Below are 23,981 nucleotides of genomic sequence, written 5' to 3' on the forward strand. Positions count from 1 at the left end.
ACCATGGCAGAATTTCGCGAACATTTCGTCAAATGCTGCGGGTACGAGGTCCATGTCCGGGCATGGGGCAACCCGTCCCGGCGGCCATTGATCATGATGCATGGTCTGGCCAGGCTGGCTGATGATTTTGATCATGTCGCCCCCCATTTCACCGATCAGTACTATGTTCTGTGTCCGACCATGATCGGGCGCGGCTTTTCCGGCTGGGCCAAGGACCCGGACGGTGAATATACCGTGCCCTTTTATGTCGCGCAGATGTTCGAACTTCTCGACCATTTCGGCATAGAAACCTGTGACTGGATCGGAACATCCATGGGGGGCCTGATCGGGCTTTATGCCACCGCCGAAGTTGCCGGACGGATTGAAAAGCTGGTTCTTAACGATATTGGACCCGAACTTGATCCGGACGCAGTGGCGCGTATCAAATCATATGTCGGCGCATCACCCGAATTTGAAACCATTGATGACGTCGAAAAACTGGTTCGGCTGGTTTATGCTCCGTTCGGAGTGGCCGACGATGCAACATGGGCGTTTTTGGCGTCCCGTTCCGTACGGCGCCTGCCAAACGGCAATTTCATGATGCATTACGACCCCGAAGTCATGCGCATCTTTGCCGAACATATTGATTCCTTTGATGCCTGGGACGTTTTTGACGCCCTGCCTTGCCCGGTCATGCTGATCAGCGGCGAACAATCCGACCTCATCCCCAAGGCGATTGTCGAGAAAATGAAAAATAAAAAACCCGAAATGCCGGTTTTTGCAGTGGCGAACTGCGGACATGCACCCCATTTGAATGACAAAGCACAAATCAACGCTATCAGGGACTTTTTGGGGCGCTAAAGCCAGTGGTGCGCGTAACACACGCGAACCGTCTGTTGACGCCATCTTTTAAAAAAATCCCCTGATGAAGTTCACGCCGTGACAATGCCGCAGTCAATGTGGAGGCACGGACACGACATGGTTGGTATGGGACCGACACCGAAACTTGCCTGACTTCCAGTAATGGGGGTCCCCAGACCAGTGCGCTGATTGCTGTGACCGTTAGATCACCTGTGGGAACAGGCGGCATGATGATGAAACCGCATTTGGCTAAAACCTCGATCTGTACTGCATTTCTGGCCACCGCGATGACTGCGGGTTCGGGTCTGTTTTCGGCTGTTTTCGCCCAGTCGACAGACAGCACACAGGTCCCGGCATCCTCCCGCCTGACCTTTGGCACGGATCTTGGCGCGGGCATTTTGCCGCCGGCCGGATCAAACGGGATCGGTCGCTATTTTTCCAGCCGCCCACAAAACAGCATCGTGATCGGGCCTGCATTACAGGATGCGCAATATCCCGAAAATGCCAGTCAGTTCTGGCTTGAAATCGACAGCAACCGAAATACCCGCACCAACGCACTTAGCGCGCAAATCGGCCTGGGCTATGCGCCGGTGCCGGAACTTGGCATTGCTGTCGGGCCGTTTGTCGAACTGGGTTCAACCCGATCGGAAAATATCGGGAACTATCAGACCGGTGGCTATGCGCCCGATCAACGGCGCAGCCAGGTTTTGTTCTCTGACAGTGACAATGCCTTTCACGATGCCGGTCTTGCCGCGTCTCTGTCCTATATGCCGCTTGAAGATATCTGGATCGGGTTGCATGGCAGTGTGTCGCGCAATATGGCACCACCTCATCCGGAACAAAGCATCCTTGACGGTATTGACGCCATGCTGGGATTGACCGCCAGCTACCGGATCGAATTCTGATCATTTGGTGTGTCCCCGGTGTGATCATTTCCGGGCTGTCACGGGAAATCCCTGTTGCACAGGACGGGCAGTCCTGTATGACTCTTGGAAAGATAATCCACCGGGATATTCAGGGACATTTAGACACGCATGAGCCATTCGCTCCCATCAAAGGCCGTACTTGGCGCCCCGTTTGAGGCATGCAATGCACTTGCTGCGGCCAAAAATGCCAATCTTTACCGTGCGGCCATGCGTTTGTCCCCGGAACGCCAGCGTTTCTTTCTGGCAAGCTATGCCTCGATGCGGGTCATTGACGACATTGTTGATGACGGCTTTCTTGAACTGCCCGATGCCGAACGTCATGCACAGCGTGAAACCGTTCTGGAAACCATCAATCAGTGGCAGGCCCAGATCATTTCCGCCAAAGCCGGTGCTGACAACCCGTTGCCGGAAACCGGCCCGCTCAGCGGTGATGTCTATGACGCATTGCGTCTGACCCTTGGACGCAGCGATCTTTCGCCCGAACCATGGGTTGCCCTTGCCGATGCGCTGCATCGCGATGTTGCCGAAGAACCGATGGATGAATGGGATGATTTCATCGCCTATTGCGAAGGGGCAACCGCCGCACCCGCATCGATCTTTGTCTATCTTCTTTCGGCCAGATACGATCCGGAAATCGGCTATACGTCGCCCTTGACCAACCCGCCGATCTATCACGCGCGCGATATGGCAATTTTCTGCTATATCATTCACATCCTGCGTGATCTTCCCGAAGATATCAAAGGCCCGGACCGCCTTGTCACCATTCCGTCCGAAATGCTGATTGCCGCCGACATCACGCTTGGCGAAATCCGCAACGCCATCGGTCAGGCCAAGTTCGAAAATCTTGATTACCTTGGGCGCATCCTGCTTGAACATGCCTGGGAGCACTTCGAAACAGGTCAGGTGCGCTCGGGCGAGCTTCTTTCGATTCTTGATACCGACGAGGCCGATACTTTATCGCGCCTGTTCACGGTCTATATCGAACTGGGCGGTGCCATGATGGAAAACGGTTATGCCAGCTTTCTGAAAGATCGCGATGCGATCATGAAAAGCACGGCACAAAACAGCCTGCCTGACGTCAATCAGCAATAAGTCCCCGGATCGTGCAAACATGCTCGACCTTCCTGCCAGGGTCGCGCATCATATTTCATGCCCCGACAAGACAAGAACCATCGGCCGCATCGAACCGGACTGTGCAAACAGGCCCGCTGCGAAATATTCGGACATTTTGCAGCGGCTTGCCAAAGCCAATTGCTTGCGGCCTCACTTAACGACGTCAAAGAGGTCAAGTGATGTTTCCGCTGCTTAAAAAGGTTGAAACCTGGGTGCGCAATCAGTGGGTTGATGCGACGGTCGGATTTATCCTGCTATTCACCGCCTTAAACGATACGGGCGATACCCTGGTTGATGATGTCATGACCGGCAATGTCGGCACATCCCACGGGGTTCTGGTTCTCGGACTGGCCCATGTCGTCCGGTCAATCCCGCCCGTGATCAAAAGCATCGGCATCATTTTCTATCCCGAAAAGACCTAAAGCCATTTCAGGCTGCCCAAAAGAAAACCCCGCCAGATGGCGGGGTTTGTCGTGAATTCTTGACCGGCAATCTTACTTGGCGCGAAGGGCCGCAACACCCGGAAGGGTTTTGCCTTCCAGCCATTCAAGGAACGCACCGCCCGCGGTCGAGACATAGGAAAAGTCCTGATCGGAATCCGCATGGCGAAGGGCAGCAACCGTGTCACCACCACCGGCAACCGACAGAAGTTTGCCTGCCTTGGTCAGTTTTGCCGCATGCTGGGCAACCGAAACCGTCGCCGTATCAAACGGGGTGATTTCAAACGCACCAAGCGGCCCGTTCCAGACCAGCGTTTCGCAAGATTCCAGACGCTTGTTCAGATCGACGATGGTTTCAGGACCGGCATCCAGGATCATGCCGTCGCTGGCAACGTCATTGATGTCAGACACATCATGCGGTGCGTTTGCGGCAAATTCCTTGGCAACCAAACCATCAACCGGCAGAACGATTTCACAATTGGCAGCGTCGGCTTTTTTGAAAATCTCGCGCGCGGTTTCAAGAAGATCATGCTCGCACAGCGATTTGCCAACATTGACACCCTTGGCCGCCAAAAACGTATTGGCCATGCCGCCACCGATCACCAGTTGGTCAACCTTGGCAACAAGGTTCCCCAGAAGATCAAGCTTAGTCGAAATCTTGGCACCGCCAACAATTGCCATCACCGGATGTTTCGGGGCTTCAAGCGCATTGCCCAATGCTTCGAGTTCAGCCTGCATCAAACGGCCGGCATAAGCCGGAAGTGCGCGCGCCAGACCTTCGGTCGAGGCATGGGCACGGTGCGCACAGGAAAACGCGTCATTGACGTAAACATCGCCAAGCTTGGCCAGCTCGGCCACGAATGCCGGGTCGTTCTTTTCTTCTTCTGCGTGGTAACGCAGGTTTTCCAGAAGCGCGATTTCACCGTTTCCAAGGCTGTTAACCACGCTTGCGGCCGCATCACCGATGCAATCATCGGCAAATTTCACCGGGCGGCCCAACTGTTTGGCAAGGGCATCGGCAACCGGTTTGAGCGACATTTCCGCAACGCGCTGGCCCTTCGGGCGGCCAAAATGGGTGATGACCACCAGTTTGGCACCGGCATCAGCCAGTTCGATCAGGCCCGGAACGGTACGGTCGATGCGTGTCGTATCACCAACAACACCATCCTTCATCGGAACGTTAAGATCAGCGCGCAGCAATACGCGCTTGCCAGCGACATTGACACCGTCAAGCGTATTAAAGTCAGCCATTATCTGAACCTGCTTTTGAGTTTCACAAAAGACGGGAGGCGGGCGTCCCGACATGGATCGGACCTGATCCTGTTGGGCCCTGTTTTGCCCGATCACGACAATCGACGCAAGGCCCGAAGGGGTCCGTAAAAGTACCTGTAAAAAAATAACCGGCCAACATCACCATGCGGGCCGGTTACATATTTCTGATCAGTGCGCACCCAACAGGGATGAATGCAGGAAGCCCTGGAAACTGGTTGCGACCGGTCCGGTCATCAGGACATGGTCATCGGGCAACCATTCAATCGTAAGCTTGCCCCCGTCAAGAATGACATCGGTTTTGCGCCCGGTCAGTCCGCGACGGGCCGCCGCAATGCCGACCGCACAGGCACCGGTGCCACATGCACGCGTCACACCGACACCACGTTCCCAGACACGCATCCGGATCTGGTTTTCGCCGATGATGCTGCACACTTCGATATTGGCGCGTTCGGGAAACATTTCGTGATGTTCAAGGATCGGTCCGAATTTTTCGATATCGACGGCTTCGGCGTCATCGACGAAAAAGACCGCATGCGGATTGCCGACATTGACCCCGACTGCGTCCGAAAGCGGACCAAGCGACAATGGAATATGGTTGGTATCAACCGCTTCTGACAGCGGGATATCACGCCAGTCCAGCCGGACCTGCCCCATATCCACGGTTACCTGACCATCGGCCAAACCATTGGCATCAAGAAGGCCAACCACGGTTTCAATGATCGCATCATTGCGGCCAAGCTCGTCCATGACGATGCTGGCAACACAGCGCGTGGCATTGCCACATGCCTCGACCTCGCCGCCATCATTGTTGCGGATGCGCATGAAGGCATCGGCAAGATCATCGCGGGCCGGTTCGATCACGATCAACTGATCGCACCCCACACCGGTTTTGCGATCTGCAATCCGGGCAGCGGTTGCGTTATCAAGATCAAGCACAGCGGGATCGCGTCGTCCGTCAAAGACAACGAAATCATTTCCCAGACCATGCATTTTGACAAAAGGAATACCGTTCATACCCGCCTTATAGTCCTGTTTCCGGGGCCCGTCCACATATCGCTTACCCGGATGTAGCACGAATATGCCCCGGCGCAAGCAGGCGTTTTTACGGATTTGGAAATGCTGTCAGGCTGACAGTTTCGGGGTTGCCGGCGCGCAATAGCGGACCTTGCTTGGCACGAAACCGGCCTTGGCGAAATAATCGCGCAAACGCCCGTCACATTCGCCAAGCGAAACATACACATTGGCGCATTTATGATCGCGCGCCAGCCGGTTCATCGCATCGCGCATGGCATCAAACACATAGGCACCCGCCACGATTTCCACCGCCATGACATTATCGACATGCAGGACAAGCCCGTCGGTCATGTCATCACGCACATAATAGGAAAACAGACCGTGGATATAGCCGCGCTCGTTGGACAGAACGATGATGCCACGCTGGCGTTGCCATAAAAGCTGGTCGGCATCGGTTGCCCCCGCCAGGCCAGAGTCCGCCCCCGTGTCGCCAACCGGCAAACAATACCGGTCGACAAAGGCACGCCATCGATCAAAAGACATATCGACCTGCATCATCTGCACCAGCGGATACGTCATATCCGCAGTGTGCGATGTAAGGGGATGTGCCTGATAGGCTTCTGACATGATTACCGTCCTCTGGAATTTACCCGATCATGCCGCAAATAAATCCGGTCAACCTTGATGTGCATCAACACGTTTGGATGCGTTGGGGCGCATAAACAGCCACAACACTTGAGGTCCCCGTCCGGCGACAACATGGAATCCCATGATTGAATTTCCAGCGGGTATTGCGCGCCTGTATTGACGTACATCAATGGCTTTTGGGTCATGTGCCCGCATACTCGCTGTACTGAATGGGAAACCTCGCCAGATTCAATGCGTCCCTGTTTCAAACGGGATGCATTGTGGGTGGGGCTTCAAGTGCAGGTGAATGACCCTTCCTCGGATCGGGTTATTCACGGGGACGGATGAAACTGTCCGAGAGGGTCTGGACAGTTGCCCCGAACACCTTGAACGGGAGTCAAGCATGGGCCAAGGGAGCATGGCACAGACAGCATCGCCTGCGGTTGCTGTTAATTATAATATGGACGTTGTGCGCTGGGCCGCACTCGCGACCGTATTTTGGGGAGTCGTCGGATTTCTGGTGGGTGATGTCATCGCCTGGCAGCTCGCATTTCCGGCGCTCAATTTCGACAATGAATTTCTGAACTTTGGGCGTCTGCGCCCATTGCACACCTCGGCAGTTATCTTTGCCTTTGGCGGTAACGCTTTGCTGGCGACTTCCTTCTATGTGGTTCAACGCACCTGCCGCACCCCGCTTTATGGCGGCACGGCGTTGCCTGCATTTGTATTCTGGGGGTATCAGCTTTTCATCGTGATGGCCGCGATCGGTTACGTGACCGGCACCACCCAGGGCCGCGAATATGCCGAACCGGAATGGTTTGTTGATCTGTGGCTTACCCTGGTTTGGGTCTGCTATCTGGCGATGTTTGTCGGTACCCTGCTGAAACGTCAGGAACCGCACATCTATGTGGCAAACTGGTTCTATCTGGCATTTATCGTCACGATCGCGATGCTCCATCTTGGCAACAACCTTGCCATTCCGGTATCGCTGACCGGCACCAAGTCCTATTCGATGTTCTCTGGTGTTCAGGATGCCCTGACCCAGTGGTGGTACGGCCATAACGCGGTTGGCTTCTTCCTGACGGCCGGCTTCCTTGGCATGATGTATTACTTCATCCCGAAACGGGCCGAACGTCCGGTTTATTCCTATCGCCTGTCGATCATTCACTTCTGGGCGCTGATCTTCCTCTATATCTGGGCTGGTCCGCACCATCTGCACTACACAGCGCTTCCTGATTGGGCGCAGACCCTTGGCATGACCTTCTCGATCATGTTGTGGATGCCGTCCTGGGGCGGGATGATCAACGGTCTGATGACGCTTTCGGGTGCCTGGGACAAGCTGCGTACCGACCCGGTCCTGCGTTTCATGGTTGCTGCTGTCGGTTTCTATGGCATGTCGACCTTCGAAGGACCGGTCATGTCGATCAAGGCGGTTAACGGACTTTCGCACTATACCGACTGGACCATTGGTCACGTGCATTCCGGTGCGCTTGGCTGGGTTGCCTTCGTATCGTTCGGTGCGATCTACTTCCTGATCCCGGTTCTGTGGAATCGCGAACGCCTGTATTCGATGCGTCTGGTGTCGCATCACTTCTGGTTGGCGACCATCGGGATTGTTCTTTACATCACCTCGATGTGGGTTTCGGGGATCATGCAGGGCCTGATGTGGCGCGCCTATGACGAACTGGGCTTCCTGCAATATTCCTTCATCGAAACCGTTGAGGCGATGCATCCCTACTACATCATTCGCGCAACCGGCGGCCTGCTGTTTGTTCTTGGTTCGCTGCTGATGGTCTGGAACGTCTACAAGACGATCAAGGGCGATCTGCGTAACGAAGCTCCGATCGGCACACCTGCCACTGTTGCAGCCGAATAAGGGGGGAACGAGATATGCTTCTTAAAAAACACCATATCGTTGAAAAGAACGTCTTCGTTCTGATCCTTGGCATTTTCCTGACCATCATCATTGGTGGCATCGTGGAAATCGTGCCGCTGTTCACGATGGAACAGACCATCGAAAAGGTCGAAGGGGTACGTCCCTATTCGCCGCTCGAACAGGCCGGTCGCAACATCTATATCCGTGAAGGCTGCTATAACTGCCATTCCCAGCAGATCCGTCCGTTCCGTGACGAGGTCGAACGGTATGGCCATTACAGCCTTGCCGCGGAATCGATGTATGACCACCCGTTCCAGTGGGGATCGAAACGTACCGGTCCGGATCTGGCACGTGTCGGCGGGAAATATTCCAATGACTGGCATGTGGCCCACATGAAGGATCCGCGCTCTGTCGTGCCGGAATCAATCATGCCGGGTTATCCGTTCCTTGCTGAACGCAAACTGAACTTCGATGACGCACAGGCCCATCTCGAAACACTTCGTATGGTCGGGGTTCCCTATACCGACGAAATGATCGAGACGGCCAAGGCAGACCTTTACCTGCAGGCCAGCGAGGATGCGGCCTATGACGATGATTTCCTTGCTCGTTACCCGAATGCGGCAACAGGTGATTTTGACGGCAAACCGGAAGAACTGACCGAAATGGATGCGCTGATTGCGTATCTGCAGGTCCTGGGCCGGATGGTCGACTTCACCACCTATAACCCGCAGATGAACCTGCGCTAGGGCAAAGGGGAACGTCATGGAATTCTTTACGCAACTCGCTGACTTTTTCCGCCCCCTGTGGGGACTGTGGCTGATGCTTCTGTTCAGCGCGATCATTGCCTGGGTCATGTGGCCAAGCAAAAAGCGCAATCGGGACATGGAAGCACACGCCCGGATTCCGCTGCGGGATCAGGATTAAGGGGAGAACAGAGTAATGCCGACACATGTCGAAAAAGACCAGGTATCCGGGCGCGAGACCACCGGCCATGAATGGGACGGTATCAAGGAGCTCAACACACCGCTTCCGTCCTGGTGGGTCTATGTTTTTTGGGTGACCGTTATCTGGTCAATCGGTTACTGGGTGGTTTATCCGTCCTGGCCGACCGCCAATGACTATCTCAAGGGGATGTTCGGGACGACCAACCGTACCCAGCTGCATGAAACCCTGAACAATGTTGCTGCCGAACGCGCTCCGTTCATGGAACGCCTTGCGGCACTCGATGTAACGGAAGTCACCAGCGATCCGGAACTTCTGAACTTCTCGATGGCCGGTGGCAAGGCGATCTTTGCCGACAATTGCGCACCGTGTCACGGAACGGGCGGATCGGGCAATCCGGGCTTCCCGTCGCTTCAGGATGATGCATGGCTTTGGGGTGGGACACTTGAAACCATCAACGAAACCCTGCATGTCGGGATCCGCTGGGATGCCAATGAAGACACCCGCATGAATGACATGCCGGCCTTTGGCCGTGACGGTTTGCTTGAACGCGATCAGATCGACGATGTTGTGCAATATGTCCTGCACTTCACCGACCGCGCAACCGACAAGGCCGCGGCTGATCGTGGTGCGATCGTGTTCGAAGAAAACTGTGCGTCCTGCCATGGTGACAATGCCAAAGGCATTCAGGAACTCGGTGCGCCGAACCTGACAGACGCGATCTGGCTGTATGGCGGCGACAAAGCCACCATCACCGAAACCGTGACCAATTCGCGCCGTGGCGTGATGCCGGCATGGGAAGGCCGTCTTGACGAAGAAACCATCAAGATGCTGACGGTCTATGTCCACTCTTTGGGTGGCGGCCAGTAAAACAGACTGCCAGGGCCGGTGATATCTATCATCGGCCCTTTTTATTCCGGGCACTTTGTCCGAAACGAGATGTCCGTCGCAGTTTTCCCATGATCTTCACGTCGTAAATTGACATGTATCATGGTTACTGAGGCGGACCTTTCGTATTTTCAGGCTCAGATTTGAATAATGAAAGCCTGCCCCGAAAAGCTGCTGACAAATTGAACTTTCTGTCTGACAGCTTGGCCGTTTGCTCCGACTGGCGGTTTCCCGCAAAACCACCGCCATCAGCACGGTAGGGAGCACTAACCAGGTAGCGAAAATGGCCATGTCCAGCTTGCCGCATCCCGATGCCGAACACACCGCCAGCCCGCTTGTCAGTGATGGCAGCGACTATGACGATCAACCGCTTTATAAAACGCGTGACAAGGTCTATCCCAAACGCGTTTCCGGCCGGTTCCGCAACCTCAAATGGTTCGCACTGATCGCGTTATTGTCGATTTACTGGCTGGTGCCATGGATCCGCTGGGATCGTGGACCAAGCGCCCCCGATCAGGCTGTTCTGATCGACATGGATCTTGGCCGCGCCTATTTCTTCTTCATCGAAATCTGGCCCCAGGAAGTCTACTACATCACCGGCATCCTGATCATGGCGGCAATTGGTCTGTTTCTGGCAACCTCGCTGTTTGGGCGTATCTGGTGTGGTTATGGCTGCCCGCAGACGGTCTGGACCGATCTTTTCATGCTGGTCGAACGTTATATCCAGGGCGATCGCAACGCGCGTGTCCGCCTTGATCAGTCAAAATGGACGTTCGAAAAATTCTGGAAAATCGGTGCGACACATCTGGCCTGGATTGCCATTGCCATGGCAACCGGTGGCGCGTTTGTTCTGTATTTCAACGATGCCCCGACTGTCATCGTCGATGTCTTTACCGGCAATGCGACGCTGGCTGTTTATGTCACCATCGCGTTCTTGACTTTCTCGACCTATCTTCTGGCTGGCTGGGCCCGCGAACAGGTCTGCACCTATATGTGTCCCTGGCCGCGTTTTCAGTCGGCAATGCTGGATGATGAAAGCCTGATCGTCACCTATGAAGGATGGCGTGGGGAAGCCCGCGGGCCGCTTAAACGCAAAAACCTGACCCGTGGCGAAGTGCCCGAAACCGGCCACTGCATCGATTGCCGTGCCTGTGTGAATGTCTGCCCGACCGGCATTGATATCCGCGACGGCCTGCAGATGGAATGCATTGGCTGTGGCCTGTGTATTGATGCCTGCAACGACATCATGGACAAGGTCGGCTTTCCGCGTGATCTGGTCCGGTTTGACTCGGTCCAGAACACCCAGCTTCGCGCCCAGGGCAAGGCAACCCGCGTGCGCATCATTCGCCCCCGCACCATTTTCTATGCGGCCATCCTCACCGTAGTGGCATCGGTGATGATGTTCGGTCTTTTGAACCGTTCGGTCCTTGAACTCAATGTGTTGCGTGACCGCAACCCGCTATTTGTGACCCTGTCTGATGGCGATGTCCGCAATGGCTATACGGTCAAGCTGCTCAACAAGGAACAGTCGCTAAAAACCTATGAACTGACGGTTTCCGGCCTGACGATTTCGGATTTCCAGATCATCGGTCAGACCCCGAACCAGAAAGGCACCTTTGATCTTGAAGTGGCGCCGGACCGGGTTGGCAGTTTCCGTGTGTTCATTGCCGCCGATCCGTCGGCACTTGATGGCGATGCAACACCGTTCGAATTCACGGTGACCGATACGGAAACCGGAAACACCGAAACATATGATACAGTATTTGCCGGTCCCAAGACCGACCGCTGATCGTGAAAACGCTTTGGCACAGGAAAGACAAGCAATGGCAACGCATATGACGTCTCCTTCTTCTGATCAAACCGGCCCGCGCAAATCGGATCGCTGGATCCCTTGGTACTTTGTTGGCGGTTTTGCCATCATGCTGATTGCCAATATTTCGCTGATCACTTTTTCCATGACCAGCTGGAACGGCCTTGTCACCAAGCACGCCTTTGAAGAAGGCAACAACTACAATGCTGCAATTTCCGGTGCGGCCCGTCAGGCCGAACTTGGCTGGCGCAGCAAACTGACGGTCGGGGGTGTCATTAATCAGTCGGGCACTATCACTGTTCTGTTCCGTGACAAGGACAGCAACCCGATCAGTGGTGCAAAAATGTCGATCGTTCTGACCCGTTCTGACCGCGACGACATGGATCAGACCATCCCGATGGCCGAAGTTGCACCGGGCGAATATCGCGCAAGTGCATCTTTCCCGGTATATGGTCGCTGGCAGGTCCGCACCATCGCCCATGCCATGGGTGATGATTACCAAACACTTGAAAACGTCGTCATCAATCCATGACCCAGCCCGCCCTTTGCCGTCACTGCCAGGAACCGGTAACTGCCTCGTCACCGGCGGGGCCTGACTTTTGCTGTGCGGGATGCGCCGGGGCGTATGAGCTGCTGGGCGAATTGGGGCTTTCATCCTATTACAAACGCCGCGCGGTCGATCCCAAAATCCGTGCCCTGCGCCCGGATGAAGAAACGCTTGGCAGTCTTGATTTCACCGAACTGGCCAGCACCGATGACACCGGCACCCACCATCTTAATCTGATGGTTGATGGCATTCATTGTGCGGCCTGTGTCTGGTTGATCGAAACTCTTTTGCAACGCAACGATGCCGTGACGCGTGCCCGGGTCAATATGACGACCCGCCGCCTGCGTCTAAGCTGGCAGGGTGCGTCGTCCGATATCGGTGCCATCCTGTCACCGGTTTTGCAGATGGGCTATCGCCTGATCCCGTTTGATCCCGCCGCCCTTGAACAGGCAACCGTGTCGCGCAACAAGGAATTGCTGCGCTGTCTGGCCGTGGCCGGATTTGCTGCCGGCAATGTGATGTTGTTATCGGTTTCTGTGTGGGCCGGGTATTTTCAGGGCATGGGCGGGGCAACCCGCGATCTGTTTCACTGGTTATCGGCGTTGATTGCTTTGCCTGCCGCTGCCTATGCCGGGATGCCGTTTTATCGCTCCGCACTGGGTGCCATCCGCAACCGGCGGGTCAATATGGATGTGCCGATCAGCCTTGGTGTGATCCTTGCCCTTGGCATGAGCCTTGCCCAAACCATTCGTAGCGAACCGCATGCCTATTTCGACAGTGCGATCACGCTTTTGTTTTTCCTGCTGATCGGTCGTTATCTGGACGGGCGGGCCCGTGGGCAGGCACGGTCGGCGGCCGAACATCTTTTGTCGCTGAATGCCCGGTCAATCACCGTCATTGACGATGACGGAACCCGTCGCCTGATCGCCCCGCACAAGGCAGAACCGGGCATGGTCGTTCTGACGGCGGCGGGGGAACGGATCGGCATTGACGGTGAAGTCATCGACGGCCAGTCCGACATTGATACCAGCGTCATCACCGGCGAAAGCATCCCGGTCCTGACCCGCCCGGGCAAAACAGTCTTTGCCGGCACGACCAATATATCCGCGCCTTTGCGCATTCGTGTGACGGCAACCGGCGGCAATACCCTGTTATCGGAAATTGTCCGGCTGATGGAAAATGCCGAACAGGGTCGGGCCAAATATGTCGCGATTGCCGACCGGGTGGCCAAATCCTATGCCCCGGTTGTTCATTTCCTGTCGCTGGCGACTTTTGTCGGCTGGTGGCTGATGGGCGGTCTTGCCTGGCAGGATGCGCTGATGAATGCGATTGCGGTTCTGATCATTACCTGCCCCTGTGCGCTGGCGCTTGCGGTTCCGGTCGTTCAGGTCATTGCCACCGGCCGGTTGTTACGCGCCGGCATTCTTGTCAAATCGGCAACCGCACTTGAACGGCTGACCAAAATTACCGGTATCATCTTTGACAAAACCGGAACACTCACCACCGGAAAACCCGAACTGGTCAGCCAGACCGACGCCGAAACGCTTGAACTTGCCGCGCGCATTGCCGCCAACAGCAACCATCCATTGTCCCGCGCCCTGGTGCGTGCGGCTGGCAATGTTGCGGCCATGGCCAATGTCACCGAACAGCCGGGCCTTGGCCTGACGGCGCATACACCGTTTGGCACCATTTTGCTTGGCAGTCGCACATTTTGCGATATCGCGGAAAACGCCGATTTGCCGTCTGATGTCACCGGGCCGGAATTGTGGTTGGCAGAACCGGGAAAATCACCGACCCGGTTTGTGTTCCGCGACACACCGCGCAGTGACGCGGTCACGGTCGTTGATACCCTGCGTGCGCGTGGATTTGATATGACATTGCTGTCGGGGGACCGCAGCAGCACGGTCCGCCAGCTTGCCGAAACAATCGGCTTGCGTGACTGGCATGCGCGCATGTCCCCGACCGACAAGGCCGGCTTTGTCCAGAAACGTGCAGATGACGGCAAGTTTGATCTGATGGTCGGCGATGGCATCAATGATGCGCCGGCTCTTGCCTGTGCCCATGCATCAATGTCACCGGCAACCGCTGCCGAGATTTCGCAAAACGCGGCCGATATCGTGTTTCAGGGTGACAGGCTGGGTGCCGTCATCGAAGCCATCGACGTCGCCCGCAAGGCCGACCGGCTGGTGCGTCAGAACTTCGCCCTGTCCTTTGCCTATAACCTGATTACGATTCCCCTTGCGGTATCGGGCTTTGTCACCCCCCTGATTGCGGCCATCGCCATGTCATCGTCATCGCTGATTGTTATTGCCAATGCCTTGCGCCTGCATGCCAAAACATCCGGACAATCGCCAAACCTTGATATCGCGCCCCTGCGCCCCACATCCCAACAGGCAGGAGCCTAATGGCATGAGCAACCTTCTTCTCCTGATCCCGATCGCGCTGTTTCTGGGTCTTTTGGGGCTTGGTGCCTTTTTGTGGTCACTGCGTTCCGGACAGTTCGACGACATGGAAGGGGCCGCCAATCGCATCCTGTTTGACGATGATGACGACCAGTTTGCGCCTAAATCCAAGAAATTCCACCACAATGACAGTTAGAATAACTTGAAACGCTCCTGTCTGTTCGCATAAATTAACGCTACTCAATGTATCGGGTCACCAGTATCGGAGTCTGCGATGGCAGTCCGCCCCCAACTTTGCGAAGCCTGTTCTATCAAGGACTTGACCTTCTGCTCGTCTTTGCACGGGGCTGAACATGATCAGCTGCGCCAACTGCTGACTCACGTCCAGTTTGATTCGCACAGCACCATCTTCCACGAAGCCGAAGAAGCCGACTATGTCTTCAACGTCACGTCGGGCTCGGTCAAACTATACAAATTGCTGGGTGATGGTCGCCGTCAGATCACCGGTTTCCTGTTTGCAGGCGACTTTCTGGGACTGGCCCTGAACGCCAATTACAGCTACACCGCCGAGGCAATCGAACCGGTCACGGCCTGTCGCTTCCCGCGTCAGAAGCTCGAAAAGCTGTTTGATCAGTTCCCGCATCTTGAAAAACGCATGCTGGGCATGGCGGTGGACGAACTTGCCGCCGCACAGGACCAGATGCTGTTGCTCGGCCGCAAGACTGCCAAGGAAAAGGTCGCATCCTTCCTGTTGATGCTGGCCCGCCGACAGGAACATCGCGGTGAAAATACCGATACCATCAACGTCCCGATGAGCCGGTCCGACATTGCCGATTATCTGGGTCTGACCATCGAAACCGTGTCGCGCACCCTGACGCAACTGCGCAAGGAAGCAACGATTTCGCTTAAGGATAACCGCCATATCGAAGCGGTCGGGCTTGATATGCTCGAAGACCTTGCCGAAGGCCTCTGAATTCTTTTGTGCAACTGCACAGTAATGCTGACTGCGTCTTTGAAATGATGCGAGGAAAAAGCGTAAATTCGGTCAATTGATAACCTGTTGGCCGAATTGCCTATTTCGCGATTGCGAAAAAATATTTCCCGAATACCGTCATCATATTGTAAACATGACGGCACGCCCGACACAGATCGGGCAGCCAAATCCGGTCGAACCGGGGGAGAAACGTCATGAGTGCCACCACAAAAAAGATGGGCCGGGTTTCCGTCCCACAGCTTCGCGCCCGCAAGGGTGGCGAACCGATTGTCTGCCTGACTGCTTACACAACGCCAATGGCCCAGCGCCTCGATGAACATTGCGACCTTCTGCTGGTCGGCGATTCATTGGGCATGGTTGTCTATGGCATGGAAAGCACGCTTGCCGTGACCGTCGACATGATGGTCAATCACGGCAAGGCGGTCATGCGCGGCTCGAAAAATGCCTGTGTCGTGATTGATCTGCCATTTGGCAGCTATCAGGAATCCAAGGAACAGGCTTTCCGGACCGCATCGCATATTCTTGCCGAAACCGGCTGTGCCGCGGTCAAGCTCGAAGGCGGGGCCGAACTGGCCGAAACCATCGAATTTCTGACCCAGCGCGGCGTGCCCGTCATGGGCCATATCGGCCTGATGCCCCAACAGGTCAACACCATGGGCGGTTTCAAAAGTCAGGGTCGCGGCGAAGCTGCTGCTGAAAAAGTCCTGGCCGATGCCCGTGCTGTCGCCGACGCCGGCGCCTTTTCCGTCGTGGTCGAAGGAACGGTTGAACCGGTCGCCCGCCACATCACCGAAACCATCGATATTCCGACCATCGGGATCGGTGCATCGGTGGCCTGTGACGGCCAGGTTCTCGTCACCGAGGACATCCTTGGCCTGTTTTCGGATTTCACGCCAAAATTCGTCAAACGCTATGCCAATCTGGGCGATGCCGTCTCCGAGGCGGTCGGCCAGTATGCAAGCGAAGTGCGCAACCGTCAGTTCCCGGCGGATGAACATTGCTTTGGCGTTACCAAAAAAGGTAACTTGCGCGCGGTCTGATGCCAGATGGTTCTGACCGCCGCGATTTCTTGAAATTTCGATACGACGATTACGATGCCTCTTACGACTGTTCACACCGTCGCAGATTTGCGCGCGACTGTTGCCGACTGGCGCGCGCAGGGCCTGCGTGTTGCCCTGGTGCCGACCATGGGTGCGCTTCATGACGGCCATATCAGCCTGACCCGTCTTGCCCGTGAACATGCCGACCGCGTGATCGTATCGATCTTTGTCAATCCGACCCAGTTCGGCCCGAACGAGGATTTCGGCGCCTATCCCCGCACTCTGCCCGATGATCAGAAACTTCTTGATGCTGCCGGGGTGGAACTGTGTTTTGCCCCCTCGGTCGAGGAAATGTATCCCGACGGCTTTGCCACCAAGGTCAGTGTCGATGGCGCAATGACCAATGTTTTGTGCGGGGCGGCCCGCCCGGGGCATTTCGATGGGGTGGCCCAGATCGTCACCAAATTGCTGCTTCAAGCACTGCCCGATTGCGCGATTTTCGGCCAAAAGGACTATCAACAGCTGATGGTCATTCGCCGTTTCAGTGCCGATCTCAACATTCCGGTCGACATTATCGGGGCCAAGATCCTGCGCGAAGAAGACGGTCTGGCCATGTCGTCACGCAACCGGTATCTGTCGCCACAGGAACGCGAAACCGCGCCGGTTCTGAACCGGGTTCTCGCCGATATCACCGCAAGGGCCGCCAAGGGTGCCGAACTTGGACCACTTTTGGCCAAGGGGCGCGAAGATATTCTGGCCGCCGGGTTCAATCCGATCGACTATCTTGAAGTTCGCGATGCGCAAACGCTTGAACTGGTCAGCCAAACCGTCACCAGACCGGCGCGAATCTTTGTTGCTGCGCGTCTTGGCAAGGCCCGCCTGATTGACAATCACGCGATTGATCCGGTCAGCCCGGCGGTTTGAACATCCGGTTGGATGCCCCCGGGCACCATCAGAATCGGGGATTGGGTTCGAAATGACTCGAAAAGCGCAGAACATCGCGCTTTTGCGCCCGATTGCGCTTGACTCCCCACCCCCGATCAAATAAACCCTCCTCACCAAAGGTCGCCCAAGGGGTGACTCCCCCAGTCCTCGAGTTTTCGAGCACTGGGTTTTAGTTTTTTGTGCGTACGCGGTGGAAACATCGGCAACACAGACGGGATTTGGAATGTTTGAAGGACTAAGCGATCGCCTTGGCGGAGTTCTCGATAAGCTGCGCAAACGTGGCGCGCTGAAGGAATCCGACGTCAAGGAAGCCATGCGCGAAGTACGCGTCGCCCTGCTTGAGGCTGACGTTGCGCTGCCGGTCGTCAAAACCTTTATCACCAACGCCACCGAACGTGCGGTTGGTCAGGACGTTCTGCGCTCGGTCACCCCGGGCCAGATGGTTGTCAAGATCGTCCATGACGAACTGAAAAACATGCTGGGCGAAGGCGAAGACATCAATCTTGCCTCGACCCCGCCGGTGCCGATCCTGATGGTTGGTCTTCAGGGTTCGGGTAAGACCACCAGTTCTGCCAAGATCGCGCTGCACCTGACCAAGAAGCGCAACAAGAAAGTTCTTCTGGCATCGCTCGATATCTATCGTCCGGCCGCCCAGCAGCAGCTGAAGGTCCTTGCCGACGATAATGGTCTGGGTGTTCTGCCGATCGTTCTTGGCGAAAAGCCGGTTTCGATTGCAAAACGCGCCATGGATACCGGCCGCAAGGAAGGCTATGACGCCGTCATCCTTGATACCGCCGGCCGCCTGCATATCGACATGGAACTGATGAGCGAAGTCGCCCAGGTCCGTGATGCGGTCAACCCGGTCGAAACCCTTCTGGTCACCGATGCGATGACCGGTCAGGACTCGGTCAATGTGGCCAAGGAATTTGCCGAAAAGGTCGGCATCACCGGTATCGTTCTGACCCGTGTTGACGGTGATGCGCGCGGCGGTGCGGCCCTTTCGATGCGTCAGATTACCGGCTGCCCGATCAAGATGATCGGTGTCGGCGAAAAAATCGACGAGATGGAAGCCTTCCACCCCGATCGTATCGCCAACCGTATTCTTGGCATGGGCGACGTTGTCAGCCTGGTTGAAAAAGCCGCTGAAACGATCAAGGCCGAAGACGCCGAGAAAATGGCGAAGAAGCTGCGCAAGGGTCAGTTTGACCTGAACGACCTTCTCGCACAGCTCAAGCAGCTTCAGAAGATGGGTGATCTTTCCGGCATCATGGGGATGCTGCCGGGCATGGGCGCGCTGAAAAAACAGATGTCGCAGACCAAGCTTGATCCGAAACTTCTGACCCATCAGGAAGCGATCATCCTGTCGATGACGCCCAAAGAACGTGAAAACCCGGCCCTGATCAAGGCATCGCGCAAAAAGCGTATTGCCGCGGGCTGTGGCCTGACGGTTCAGGACGTGAACAAGCTGCTCAAGCAATATCAGACCATGTCCACCATGATCAAAAAGATGGGCAAGATGGGCAAAAAGGGTCTGTTTGGCGGCATGCCGAAAATGGATCCGGCAATGCTTGAGGGCGGCGAAATGCCCGACCTCGGCAATCTGCCAAAAGGTTTCCCCGGTGCCGGGGGCGGTTTGCCGCCCGGCCTGCCGGGATTGGGGGGCGGCGGTGGCCTTCCTCCGGGATTCCCGGGATTTGGCAAAAAGAAATAGCCAGACCCCAGGTTCTTAAACAGGTTCTCAAGAATGCCTCTTAGGAACCGAAACGGTCGCAAGACCGCAGACTACAAGACTAGCAAATAGGCCCCTCGGGGCCCTGATTTAGAAGACTACAAACCCAAGCTGAAAGGAACTTATCCGAATGGCTGTCAAGATTCGTCTTTCCCGTGGCGGTGCCAAGAAGCGTCCGTACTACCGTATCGTAGTTGCTGACGTTCGTGCTCCGCGTGACGGCAGCTTCATCGAGAAAGTCGGTACCTATGATCCGATGCTCCCGAAGGATGCTGACAACCGCGTGACCTTCAAAGAAGAGCGCATCAAATACTGGCTGTCTGTTGGTGCACAGCCGACCGATCGTGTTGCACGTTTCCTTGGCAAGGCTGGCCTTGCTGACGCGTTCAAACCGACCGAACAGCCGCAGAAGTCGGCTCCGAAAGCGAAAGCCCAGGAACGTCTTCGTGAGAAAGCTGAAAAAGCTGAAGCTGCTGCTGCCGCCGCTGCGGAAGCCGCTGCCGAAGCAGCAGCACCTGCTGAAGAAGCTGCAGGCGAGTAATCGCTGAACGCACGCTTTGATCAGATACCGGAAACTTGTGAACCGAAATGGCTGATACCCGCAAATCCAAGAACGACGAAGCTTATGTCTGCGTCGGCATGATCACCGCCCCGCACGGGGTGCGTGGTGCCGTGCGCGTCAAAAGCTATACCGTCGACCCGGATAACCTTGTCGGTTACGGCCCGTTGTTCGACGCCAAGGGACGCGTGAAATACAAGCTGTCTCCTGTCGGACATGTCCGCGACCAGCTGATCGCCAAGATCGAAGGTGTGGACGACCGGGACGCCGCCGAACGGCTGCGGGGTACCAAGCTTCATGTACCACGGGCAGCACTGCCCGAGACGGAAGATGAAGACGAATTCTATCTTGCCGACCTTGTCGGTCTGAAGGCCTTCCACGTTGATGGATCGCTGTTCGGGACCGTACGGGGCGTGGCTGATTTTGGCGCTGGCGACGTAATCGAAGTCGCGCTTGAAGAAGTCCGAGGCAAGGTTGTCGTTCTTCCGTTTACCAAGGAAGTGGTTCCCGATGTGGTGCTTTCGGAACGCAAGCTGGTGGTAAATCCGCCCGAGGGGCTCCTGCAGGATGAAGACGGACCCGGCAATCGCAGCCGCCGTCCCAACAAATCCCGCAAGGACTCTCAGGCCGACCGCGATTCTGATGCCGTCACTGCCGATGCAGTAGGCGCGGAAACCGCGACCGGCAGCGGAAAGGAGGCCTGATCGATGTCTGTGTGGCAGGCAAAAGTTGCAACCCTGTTCCCGGAAATGTTCCCGGGTGTGCTTGGTCAGTCTTTGGCTGGCAAGGCGCTTGAGAACGGGATCTGGTCGCTTGATGTCAAAGACATCCGCGATCATGCAACCGACCGCCACCGCACTGTTGACGACAATCCTTTCGGGGGCGGGGCCGGCATGGTCATGCGCCCGGATATTGTCGACGCTGCCCTGCGTGAATTGCGTGCCGACGCACCGCAATTGCCGCTGATTTATCTCAGCCCGCGGGGAAAAGTGCTGAACCAGAAACGTTGCCGCGAACTGGCAGCGGGCCCGGGTGCCATCCTGTTGTGCGGTCGTTACGAAGGTATCGACCAGCGCGTACTTGATGAACACCAGGCCGAAGAGATCAGCATCGGCGATTACATCCTCATGGGCGGCGAACTGCCGGCCATGGTCCTGATTGAATCGTGCATTCGCCTCATCGAGGGAACGGTCAACAAGACCGAATCCGTCGACGAGGAAAGCTTTGAAACCGGGTTGCTTGAATATCCGCATTACACGCGCCCGGCCAATTGGAACGGGCGTGACGTGCCGGAGATCTTGCTTTCCGGACATCATGCCAAGGTACAAGCCTGGCGGCATGCACAGGCAGAAGAAATTACTCGTGAGCGACGCCCGGACCTTTGGGACCAGTATGTCGCAAACGGGAACATCAAAGAGGGTTAAACCATGACCAACATCATCCAGCAGCTCGAGAATGAGCAGCTCGACAAAATCGTTGCGCAGCGCGAAGTTCCGGAATTCGACGCAGGTGATACCGTTCGTGTACACCTGAAAGTCGTTGAAGGTACCCGTGAGCGTATCCAGCAGTTCGAAGGCGTTTGCATCGCCAAGAAGAACCGCGGCCTCAACTCTTCCTTCACCGTGCGTAAAATCGCATCGGGCGAAGGCGTTGAGCGTATCTTCCAGTCGTACTCCCCGGCCATCGACAAAATCGAAGTCGTTCGCCGCGGTGATGTACGTCGCGCGAAACTGTACTACCTGCGTGGTCGTACCGGTAAATCTGCACGTATCGCCGAGCAGACCACCGGCCACAAAGGTAAACTGACCGCAGCAGAACGCGCGAAGAAGTAATTCTCCGCCGTTTGGCTATGTCAGACGAAAAGACGGGCTCACCTTCGGGTGGGCCCGTTTTCTTTTGCCCCTTCGTTGACGCCAGCATTACACCTTCGCGCCAACCGGGGGCGAAACAAATGCAAAAATGCATCTTAAAGTTGCATCATAGCGAATCGCCCGATTTCTGCCTGATATGACCAGACCCGCAGAAACCATACCATTATTTGATCAGCTTTTTTTATATCAGTTATCCATAACCTATATCGATTTCACAGGATTTGGCTACTCTGGGATGCTGTAATTTTCGTGATTCTATTTCTGGATGCAAATGACGGTAAAACACGCGCACCGCACCTTGCGATTTAAAGGCCGCGGTGTATAAAGGCACTCCCGCGGCAAAAACAATCAAACCCGCGTGGTTCTGGATAATAAAATTTCGCAAACCGGATTAAGCCGGTTGCGCCGGAGAAAACGCCATAACCGATCTGCTGCCTTGGGCAGGATCACCTTGCGTATTTTTCGAGACATTCCGGGCCACACAGACGGGGCGGTTGTTGCTGCTCAAAAGATCGATGTTTTATGAGGAGGTCGAGATGGGTCAACCTAAAACCCTTTTTGACAAGATTTGGGAAAGTCATGTGGTCGATACGCAGGATGATGGCACCTGCCTGCTGTATATTGACCGTCATCTCGTCCACGAAGTTACCAGCCCGCAGGCATTCGAAGGTCTTCGCAATTCCGGCCGCAAAGTGCGCCATCCCGAATTGACCCTTGCTGTGCCCGACCACAACGTTCCGACGTCTGACCGGTCCCAGGGCATCAAGGAAGAAGACAGCCGCATTCAGGTCGAAACCCTTGACCAGAACGCGCGCGAAACCGGCATTCATTATTTCCCGATGAACGACCTGCGTCAGGGTATCGTTCACATTGTCGGCCCGGAAGAAGGCTTTACCCTTCCTGGCGTGACCATGGTTTGTGGTGACAGCCACACCTCGACCCACGGCGCGTTCGGTGCCCTGGCATTCGGTATTGGCACGTCCGAAGTCGAACATGTTCTGGCAACCCAGACCCTGGTTCAGAAACCGGCCAAAAACATGCTGGTCAAGGTTGAAGGCGACCTGCATCCGGGCGTTACCGCCAAGGACATCACCCTTGCGATCATCGGTCGCATCGGTACGGCTGGCGGTACCGGCTATGTCATCGAATATGCCGGCTCGGCAATCCGTTCGTTGTCGGTCGAAGGCCGCATGACCGTCTGTAACATGTCGATCGAAGGTGGCGCCCGTGCCGGCCTGATCGCACCGGACGAGAAAACCTTTGAATATATCAAAGGCCGGCCGATGGCCCCCAAAGGTGCCGCATTCGAACAGGCTGTTGAATACTGGAAAACCCTGCCGTCTGACGAAGGTGCCCATTACGACAAGATTGTCGAAATTGATGCCGCCGACATCGTCCCGCAGGTTACCTGGGGCACCAGCCCGGAAGACGTCGTACCGGTTACCGGTGTTGTTCCGTCGCCAAGCGACGGCAAGGACGCCGGCAAGCAAAAGGCAATCGCCCGTTCCCTCGAATATATGGGTCTGACGGCTGGCACCCCGATCGAAGAAATCAAGATCGACCGCGTGTTCATCGGTTCGTGCACCAACGGTCGTATCGAAGATCTGCGTGCCGTTGCCGAAGTCGCCAAGGGCCGCAAGGTTTCACCGTCGGTCAATGCCATGATCGTTCCGGGTTCCGGTCTGGTCAAGGAACAGGCCGAAGCAGAAGGCCTGCATGAAATCTTCATCGAAGCAGGCTTTGACTGGCGCGAGCCGGGCTGCTCGATGTGTCTGGCAATGAACCCGGACCGTCTGGCCCCGGGCGAGCGTTGCGCTTCGACTTCGAACCGTAACTTCGAAGGCCGTCAGGGTCGTGGTGGTCGTACCCACCTCGTCAGCCCGGCCATGGCAGCAGCTGCTGCAATCACCGGTCACCTGACTGACATTCGCAAACTCGGTTAAAGAAGGTTCCCATGGCCGATACCGCATTCATCAATTTTCGCGAAAACGCCCCCCGTATGGGACGTGCTGCCGTGCTGGAGCAACTTCTGCCCCAGCTGACCGGCATCAACCTGCCCGACTTTGTCGCACAGGAACTCGACGCGACCGAAGAATTGATCGAAGCACTGGGCCTGGCCTGGGAAACCGGAAGCAAGGGATAAGAC

At 56.0% G+C, this 23,981-nt stretch carries 25 protein-coding genes; 22 read left to right on the forward strand and 3 right to left on the reverse strand.

Annotated elements, in window-relative coordinates:
• Positions 1-3: 3 nt before the first annotated feature.
• The 4 genes from M9H61_RS11280 (at position 4) to M9H61_RS11295 (ending at position 3,301) form a co-directional block, all read left to right on the forward strand.
• Positions 4-840 carry an alpha/beta fold hydrolase gene (locus tag M9H61_RS11280; RefSeq protein WP_250280487.1) on the forward strand — a complete coding sequence of 279 codons (837 nt, stop codon included), beginning with the start codon at positions 4-6 and terminating at the stop codon, positions 838-840.
• A gap of 227 nt (positions 841-1,067) precedes the next feature.
• Positions 1,068-1,745 carry a hypothetical protein gene (locus tag M9H61_RS11285; protein WP_250280489.1) on the forward strand — a complete coding sequence of 226 codons (678 nt, stop codon included), beginning with the start codon at positions 1,068-1,070 and terminating at the stop codon, positions 1,743-1,745.
• A gap of 129 nt (positions 1,746-1,874) precedes the next feature.
• Positions 1,875-2,858, forward strand: a complete 984-nt coding sequence (locus M9H61_RS11290; RefSeq protein WP_250280491.1) for a squalene/phytoene synthase family protein — start codon at positions 1,875-1,877, stop codon at positions 2,856-2,858.
• 200 nt (positions 2,859-3,058) lie between these two features.
• A complete protein-coding gene (locus M9H61_RS11295) occupies positions 3,059-3,301 on the forward strand; it encodes a hypothetical protein (RefSeq protein ID WP_114113164.1) in 243 nt (80 codons plus the stop codon).
• 72 nt (positions 3,302-3,373) lie between these two features.
• Here the strand turns inward: M9H61_RS11295 and pgk are convergent, their stop codons facing one another.
• From pgk to M9H61_RS11310, 3 genes are all read right to left on the reverse strand, one after another.
• Positions 3,374-4,570, reverse strand: a complete 1,197-nt coding sequence (gene pgk / locus M9H61_RS11300; RefSeq protein ID WP_250280492.1) for a phosphoglycerate kinase — start codon at positions 4,568-4,570, stop codon at positions 3,374-3,376.
• Between the two features lie 189 nt (positions 4,571-4,759).
• Positions 4,760-5,605 (reverse strand): diaminopimelate epimerase, encoded by an 846-nt coding sequence (gene dapF, locus M9H61_RS11305; protein ID WP_250280494.1) that lies wholly within the window; start codon positions 5,603-5,605, stop codon positions 4,760-4,762.
• A 108-nt stretch (positions 5,606-5,713) separates the two neighbouring features.
• Entirely contained in the window at positions 5,714-6,232 is a 519-nt protein-coding gene (locus M9H61_RS11310; protein WP_068519836.1) for a hypothetical protein, read from the reverse strand.
• Between the two features lie 418 nt (positions 6,233-6,650).
• On the opposite strand from M9H61_RS11310, the gene ccoN reads away from it, so the two are divergent.
• From ccoN to M9H61_RS11400, 18 genes are all read left to right on the forward strand, one after another.
• Positions 6,651-8,108, forward strand: coding sequence for a cytochrome-c oxidase, cbb3-type subunit I (ccoN, locus tag M9H61_RS11315; RefSeq protein WP_068519837.1), 1,458 nt, complete (start codon positions 6,651-6,653; stop codon positions 8,106-8,108).
• 14 nt (positions 8,109-8,122) lie between these two features.
• The gene (gene ccoO / locus M9H61_RS11320) at positions 8,123-8,854 is read left to right on the forward strand and encodes a cytochrome-c oxidase, cbb3-type subunit II (RefSeq protein WP_068519838.1); all 732 of its coding nucleotides are present in this window, start codon (positions 8,123-8,125) and stop codon (positions 8,852-8,854) included.
• A 16-nt stretch (positions 8,855-8,870) separates the two neighbouring features.
• The gene (locus tag M9H61_RS11325) at positions 8,871-9,032 is read left to right on the forward strand and encodes a cbb3-type cytochrome c oxidase subunit 3 (protein WP_101247242.1); all 162 of its coding nucleotides are present in this window, start codon (positions 8,871-8,873) and stop codon (positions 9,030-9,032) included.
• A 15-nt stretch (positions 9,033-9,047) separates the two neighbouring features.
• Complete coding sequence (gene ccoP, locus M9H61_RS11330) at positions 9,048-9,920, forward strand: cytochrome-c oxidase, cbb3-type subunit III (protein WP_250280496.1); 873 nt, start codon at positions 9,048-9,050, stop codon at positions 9,918-9,920.
• Positions 9,921-10,227: 307 nt separating this feature from the next.
• Positions 10,228-11,727 (forward strand): cytochrome c oxidase accessory protein CcoG, encoded by a 1,500-nt coding sequence (ccoG, locus tag M9H61_RS11335; RefSeq protein ID WP_231856784.1) that lies wholly within the window; start codon positions 10,228-10,230, stop codon positions 11,725-11,727.
• A gap of 46 nt (positions 11,728-11,773) precedes the next feature.
• Positions 11,774-12,280 carry a FixH family protein gene (locus tag M9H61_RS11340; protein WP_250280498.1) on the forward strand — a complete coding sequence of 169 codons (507 nt, stop codon included), beginning with the start codon at positions 11,774-11,776 and terminating at the stop codon, positions 12,278-12,280.
• Positions 12,277-14,700 (forward strand): heavy metal translocating P-type ATPase metal-binding domain-containing protein, encoded by a 2,424-nt coding sequence (locus M9H61_RS11345; RefSeq protein ID WP_250280499.1) that lies wholly within the window; start codon positions 12,277-12,279, stop codon positions 14,698-14,700. Before M9H61_RS11340 ends, M9H61_RS11345 begins: the two co-directional genes overlap by 4 nt.
• Positions 14,701-14,704: 4 nt before the next feature.
• A complete protein-coding gene (ccoS, locus tag M9H61_RS11350) occupies positions 14,705-14,893 on the forward strand; it encodes a cbb3-type cytochrome oxidase assembly protein CcoS (RefSeq protein ID WP_068519843.1) in 189 nt (62 codons plus the stop codon).
• Positions 14,894-14,971: 78 nt separating this feature from the next.
• Positions 14,972-15,670, forward strand: coding sequence for a cyclic nucleotide-binding domain-containing protein (locus tag M9H61_RS11355; RefSeq protein ID WP_068519844.1), 699 nt, complete (start codon positions 14,972-14,974; stop codon positions 15,668-15,670).
• A 215-nt stretch (positions 15,671-15,885) separates the two neighbouring features.
• Positions 15,886-16,731, forward strand: a complete 846-nt coding sequence (panB, locus tag M9H61_RS11360) for a 3-methyl-2-oxobutanoate hydroxymethyltransferase (RefSeq protein ID WP_068519845.1) — start codon at positions 15,886-15,888, stop codon at positions 16,729-16,731.
• A gap of 54 nt (positions 16,732-16,785) precedes the next feature.
• Positions 16,786-17,655 carry a pantoate--beta-alanine ligase gene (panC, locus tag M9H61_RS11365; RefSeq protein ID WP_068519846.1) on the forward strand — a complete coding sequence of 290 codons (870 nt, stop codon included), beginning with the start codon at positions 16,786-16,788 and terminating at the stop codon, positions 17,653-17,655.
• 244 nt (positions 17,656-17,899) lie between these two features.
• Complete coding sequence (gene ffh / locus M9H61_RS11370) at positions 17,900-19,387, forward strand: signal recognition particle protein (protein ID WP_101247350.1); 1,488 nt, start codon at positions 17,900-17,902, stop codon at positions 19,385-19,387.
• A gap of 148 nt (positions 19,388-19,535) precedes the next feature.
• The gene (rpsP, locus tag M9H61_RS11375; RefSeq protein ID WP_068519848.1) at positions 19,536-19,946 is read left to right on the forward strand and encodes a 30S ribosomal protein S16; all 411 of its coding nucleotides are present in this window, start codon (positions 19,536-19,538) and stop codon (positions 19,944-19,946) included.
• A 47-nt stretch (positions 19,947-19,993) separates the two neighbouring features.
• On the forward strand, positions 19,994-20,668 hold the full coding sequence (gene rimM / locus M9H61_RS11380) for a ribosome maturation factor RimM (protein ID WP_068519849.1): 675 nt from the start codon (positions 19,994-19,996) through the stop codon (positions 20,666-20,668).
• A gap of 3 nt (positions 20,669-20,671) precedes the next feature.
• On the forward strand, positions 20,672-21,388 hold the full coding sequence (trmD, locus tag M9H61_RS11385; RefSeq protein WP_068519850.1) for a tRNA (guanosine(37)-N1)-methyltransferase TrmD: 717 nt from the start codon (positions 20,672-20,674) through the stop codon (positions 21,386-21,388).
• Positions 21,389-21,391: 3 nt separating this feature from the next.
• Positions 21,392-21,796 (forward strand): 50S ribosomal protein L19, encoded by a 405-nt coding sequence (gene rplS / locus M9H61_RS11390; protein WP_068519851.1) that lies wholly within the window; start codon positions 21,392-21,394, stop codon positions 21,794-21,796.
• Positions 21,797-22,371: 575 nt separating this feature from the next.
• Positions 22,372-23,778, forward strand: coding sequence for a 3-isopropylmalate dehydratase large subunit (leuC, locus tag M9H61_RS11395; RefSeq protein ID WP_101247351.1), 1,407 nt, complete (start codon positions 22,372-22,374; stop codon positions 23,776-23,778).
• A gap of 11 nt (positions 23,779-23,789) precedes the next feature.
• Positions 23,790-23,978 carry a hypothetical protein gene (locus M9H61_RS11400; RefSeq protein ID WP_068519852.1) on the forward strand — a complete coding sequence of 63 codons (189 nt, stop codon included), beginning with the start codon at positions 23,790-23,792 and terminating at the stop codon, positions 23,976-23,978.
• Positions 23,979-23,981: the final 3 nt, after the last annotated feature.

It is taken from the genome of Thalassospira sp. GO-4 (assembly GCF_023588965.1).
Lineage (GTDB): Bacteria > Pseudomonadota > Alphaproteobacteria > Rhodospirillales > Thalassospiraceae > Thalassospira > Thalassospira povalilytica.